The sequence below is a fragment of the Mesorhizobium sp. M1A.F.Ca.ET.072.01.1.1 genome, from assembly GCF_004023325.1.
Taxonomy (GTDB): Bacteria; Pseudomonadota; Alphaproteobacteria; order Rhizobiales; family Rhizobiaceae; genus Mesorhizobium.
The window spans coordinates 1-4,855 of record NZ_RZSF01000411.1 but is presented as its reverse complement, the minus strand read 5'-3'; the positions used below and the strand labels follow the sequence as shown (position 1 = coordinate 4,855).

Here is a 4,855-nt window from a genome sequence, read left to right as displayed (position 1 = left end):
CGGCCGGGCTGCCGGTGATGGAATCGGCCACCCATATCGTGCCGGTGCTGGTCGGCGATCCCGAGCTTTGCAAGATGGCGAGCGACCGCCTGCTTGGCGTCCACGGCATCTACATCCAGCCGATCAATTATCCGACGGTGCCGCGCGGCACCGAACGGCTGCGCATCACGCCCACCCCGTTCCATTCGGACGCGCTGATCGCCGAACTGCAGGACGCGCTGGTCGAGACCTGGGACGCGCTCGGCATCCCCTATGCCGCCTCCGGCCGCCCGGCCGTCGCGAAGAGCGACCGGATTATTCCACTCCTGGTGCCGAAATCAGGCGGCTGAAGCCGCCCGTCTCAGACCGTCTTCATCCATTTCGCCAGGCGATTTGCCGCTTCCTCAAGCTGATCGAGGCGGCGGTGGAAGCATAGTCTGAGGAAAGCCTCTCCGCCGGGGCCGAAGGCCGTGCCGGGCGCCAGGCCGACATTGGCGTTGTCGACGATGTCGAAGGCGGCGGCGCGGGAATCGGTGATGCCGTCGACGGTGAAGAACAGGTAGAACGCACCTTGCGGCACGGTGAAGCGCGCCTTGCCGGTGGCACCCAGGATGTCGCAGACCAGATCGCGCGCCGCACGTGCCCGCTCCACCTGCTCGACGATAAAGCCGTCACCCTTGTCGAGGGCCGCAACCGCGCCGCGCTGCATGAACTGGGCGACGCCCGAGGTCGAATACTGGATCAGGTTCTCGAACACCTGCTGCAGCGCCGGATGCGTCTTGATCCAGCCGACTCGCCAGCCGGTCATCGCCCAGTTCTTGGAGAAGCTGTTGACGAACAGGATGCGGTCTTCCGCCGTTGCGATATCGAGGAAAGACGGCGCGCGGCCGTGGCCATAGTGGAACAGCGCATAGATCTCGTCGGCGATGATCCAAAGCTTCTTCGTGCGGGCCAGATCGAGGATCGCTTGAAGCGTTTCCTTGTCGGCTGTCCAGCCGGTCGGGTTCGAGGGGGTATTGATGAACAGCGCCTTGGTACGCGGCGTGATGGCGGCTGCGATCTTGTCGACATCGCAGGACCAGCCATTGCCGGACTGGTCGAGCGTGACCGGCACGGGAACAGCGCCGGCAACACCGGCGGCGGCAGCGAAATTCGGCCACGCCGGCGAAAGATAGACGACCTCGTCGCCGCTGCCGGCGATCGCGTCGATGGCCAGTTGAATGGCATGCATGCCCGAGCCGGTGACGATGAATTCTTCCTCGGCGAAGCGCTGGCCGAAATGCCTGGCATAGTAGCGGGCGAGCGCCTGCCTAAGCTCGGGAATGCCCTTCTGCCAGGTGTAGAAGGTCTCGCCATTGGCGAGGCCGCCTGCGGCGGCATCGCTGATGAAGGAAGGCGTCGGCAGGTCGCCCTCTCCGGCCCAGAGCGGAATAAGGCCTTCGTGCAAGCGGCCGTGATTGACGACGGCGACAATGCCGCTTTCGGGGGCAGCACGGGCTTCGGCGCGCAAGGTCTCAATCAGGGTCATGGACAAATCCGTGCTCGTTTTGCTGCGCTCTTACCAGATCACTGAACAGAAAACCCCAGCCGCAAGCGGCCGGGGTTTTGGTCCAGCGAAGAGCGTTGGATGCGTTATTTCCTGGCGAGCAGGTCGCGGATTTCGGTCAGAAGCTGGACATCCGCCGGCGGCGGCGCCGCGGCAGGCGCGGGCTTCTCTCGCTCCAGCCGCCTGCGCAGATTGTTCACCGCCTTGACCATCAGGAAAATGATGAAGGCGAGGATCAGAAAATTCAGCACGACGGTGATGAAGCTGCCATAGGCGAAAACGGCTCCCTCTTTCTTGGCTTCGGCCAGCGTGGCCGAGTGCACATTGGAGGACAGCCCAAAGAAGTAATTGTTGAAGTCAAGCCCGCCGAAAATCGCGCCGATGATCGGCATGATGATGTCGTTGACCAGCGAATCGACGATCTTGCCGAAGGCGGCGCCGATGATGACGGCGACGGCCAAGTCCATCACATTGCCCTTGGAGATGAATTCCTGGAATTCTTTCAGCATCCGACCCTCCTTGCCATGACGGGCCGCGCTGCCGCCCCGGCTCTCCGGCACCGACCCCGAAGCCACAATAACAAAAACCCCCAGTTGCAAAACCGGAAAAAGGGCGGAGCCGCCGGTTTGTGCCTAACTGGTTCGCGCTTCTGGGCGTCACCAAGCACCTATGCGCCGAAAGCCGCGGTGGACTTGGCGTCAAAGCTGTGGTTGCGTTTGATAACCGGACGAGCAGCCGGTCAGGAAGGAAGTTCGAACCGTGCAAGGCTGGTTCGTCGTCATCATCGCGATCGCCTATGTGACGCTGCTTTTTGCCATCGCCAGCGTCGGCGACCGGCGCTCCGTGGCAGCCGGACTCGGCCGCGCGCGGCCCTCCATTTATGCGCTCAGCCTCGCCATCTACTGCACCTCCTGGACCTTCTTCGGCTCGGTCGGGCTCTCCTCCGAGCGGGGTCTCGAATTCCTCGGCATCTACACCGGCCCGGTGCTGGTCTTCGTGTTCGGCTTCCCGCTGCTCAACCGCATCGTCCGGCTGGCAAAGAGCGAAAAGATCACCTCGATTGCGGACTTTCTCGGCGCCCGCTACGGCAAGAGTTTTGCCGTCGCGGCGATCGCCACGCTGATCGCCACGGTCGGCGCCGTGCCCTACATCGCGCTGCAGCTCAAGGCGATCTCCGGCTCGGTCAGCCTGATGATCGAGCACTATACGGGATCGCCGCCCTCCTTTGATCCTTTTGTAAGCGACATCTCGCTGGTGGTGGCGATGCTGCTGGCGCTGTTTGCGGTCCTGTTCGGCACCCGCCACGCCGACGCCACCGAGCACCAGGACGGGCTGGTGCTGGCGGTCGCGGTCGAGACGGTGGTCAAGCTCGCAGCCTTCCTCGCCATCGGCCTTATGGTCACCTTTCTCATCTTCGGCGGCCCCGGCGACATGCTGGCGACGCTCGGGGCGAATGCCGAGGTGCGCCAGGCGATGGGCTACAACACGTCCTTGGTCACCTGGCTGGTGCTGACGACCTTGAGCGGCTTCGCCATCCTGATGCTGCCGCGCCAATTCTACGTCACCATCGTCGAGAATCGCAGCGAGGCCGAGCTGCGCACCGCGACCTGGGTGTTTCCGCTCTATCTCGTGGCGATCAACCTGTTCGTCCTGCCGATCGCCTTTGCCGGGCTGTCGCTGGTCGGCGCAAGGACCAGCAGCGACCTCTACGTCCTGTCGCTGCCGCTATTCAGCGGCCACGACGTGCTGGCGATGATCGCTTTCATCGGCGGCCTGTCGGCGGCCACCGCCATGGTCATCGTCGAGAGCGTGGCGCTGTCGATCATGATCTCCAACGACCTCGTCATCCCGCTGTTCGTGCGTCGATTGCTCAAGACCACTTCTTCAGAGAACGAAGACTGGTCGACGCTGATCCTGAACGTTCGGCGAGCGTCGATCTTCATCATGCTGTTCATCGCCTTCCTCTACTATCGCGAGAGCACCAACAGCGCCCGGCTGTCCTCGATAGGGCTGATGTCCTTCGCAGCGATCGCGCAATTCGCGCCCGCCCTGATCGGCGGGCTGATCTGGCGCCGCGCCAATGGCCGAGGCGCCGCCCTCGGCATGGTCGCCGGCATCGCGGTCTGGGGTTACACGCTGCTGCTCCCTTCCCTCGTCGGTCCCGGCTCCGACTTTGTCGTCCATGGACTGTTCGGCTTCGAGGCGCTGAGACCCCAGGCGCTGTTCGGCACCGTCGGCGAGCCGCTGAACCATGGCGTGCTGTGGAGCCTGTCAGTCAACACGCTGTTCTTCGTGATGGGTTCGCTGTCCCGCGCATCGGTGCCGCTGGAGCGTATCCAGGCGGCGATCTTCGTGCCGCGCGAGGCGGGGCCGATGCCAAGCCTGCGCCGCTTCCGCACCGCCGTCACGGTCAACGACCTCAAGGACACGATTTCCCGCTATCTCGGCGTCGAGCGCACCGAGCGCTCCTTCCAGTCCTTCGAGAAGAACGCGAACGTCTCCCTGCACGGCAAGGAACAGGCCAGCATGGACGTCATCCGTTTCTCGGAGCAGTTGCTGGCGAGCGCCGTGGGCTCGTCGTCGGCGCGGCTTATCCTGTCGCTGCTGTTCCGCCGCAACGACCGCGACTCCAAGGACGCCTTCCGGCTGCTCGACGACGCCACCGAGGCGCTGCAGCACAACCGCGACCTGCTGCAGATCGCGCTCGACCAGATGGAGCAGGGCATCACCGTCTTCGACCGGGATTTGCGGCTGATCTGCTGGAACCGGCAATACCGGGCGCTGTTCGATCTGCCTGACGAGATGGGCCAAGTGGGCGTGTCGCTCGACCAGATCCTGCGGCATCTGGCCGAGCGCGGCGATATCGCCGCCGACCAGCGGGTTACGATGCTCAACCGGCTGACCAGCTTCGTCGGTCCTTGGCAGATGGAGCTCAGGACCAGCGGCCGCATCCTGGAGCTGCGTTCCAACCCGATGCCCGACGGCGGCATCGTCGCCACCTATGCCGACATTTCCGGCCGCGTCGAGCAGGACCTGGCGCTGAAGCGGGCCAATGAATCGCTGGAGCAGCGGGTCAGGAGCCGCACCGCCGAGCTCACCCGCGTCAACGAGGAGCTGGCGCAGGCGCAGATGCTTGCCGAGGAGGCCAATCTCAGCAAGACTCGCTTTCTCGCCTCGGCGGGCCACGACATCCTGCAGCCGCTCAACGCCGCCAGGCTCTATTGCTCCTCGCTGATCGAAAAGGCCGGCAAGGGGCCGGCCGGCAGGGCCGCGACCAACATCGAATCCTCACTGGAGTCGGTCGAGACCATCCTAGGCGCGGTGCTCGAC

Annotated in this window: 4 protein-coding genes; 2 read left to right on the top strand and 2 right to left on the bottom strand. The window is 64.3% G+C overall.

All coding sequences use genetic code 11. The features are described 5' to 3' along the window. Positions 1 to 329 (top strand): aminotransferase class I/II-fold pyridoxal phosphate-dependent enzyme (locus EOA32_RS33045; RefSeq protein WP_128373194.1); only part of this gene is annotated, 329 nt, incomplete at its 5' end. Between the two features lie 11 nt (positions 330 to 340). Here EOA32_RS33045 and EOA32_RS33040 read toward each other — a convergent pair. Both EOA32_RS33040 and mscL read right to left on the bottom strand, forming a co-directional pair. After that, positions 341 to 1,507 carry a pyridoxal phosphate-dependent aminotransferase gene (locus EOA32_RS33040; protein WP_095777448.1) on the bottom strand — a complete coding sequence of 389 codons (1,167 nt, stop codon included), beginning with the start codon at positions 1,505 to 1,507 and terminating at the stop codon, positions 341 to 343. Between the two features lie 104 nt (positions 1,508 to 1,611). Next, positions 1,612 to 2,034 carry a large conductance mechanosensitive channel protein MscL gene (gene mscL / locus EOA32_RS33035; RefSeq protein WP_095777596.1) on the bottom strand — a complete coding sequence of 141 codons (423 nt, stop codon included), beginning with the start codon at positions 2,032 to 2,034 and terminating at the stop codon, positions 1,612 to 1,614. Positions 2,035 to 2,284: 250 nt separating this feature from the next. Here mscL and EOA32_RS33030 point away from each other — a divergent pair. Next, a partial coding sequence (locus EOA32_RS33030) for a PAS-domain containing protein (RefSeq protein ID WP_145971433.1) occupies positions 2,285 to 4,855 on the top strand: 2,571 nt, incomplete at its 3' end.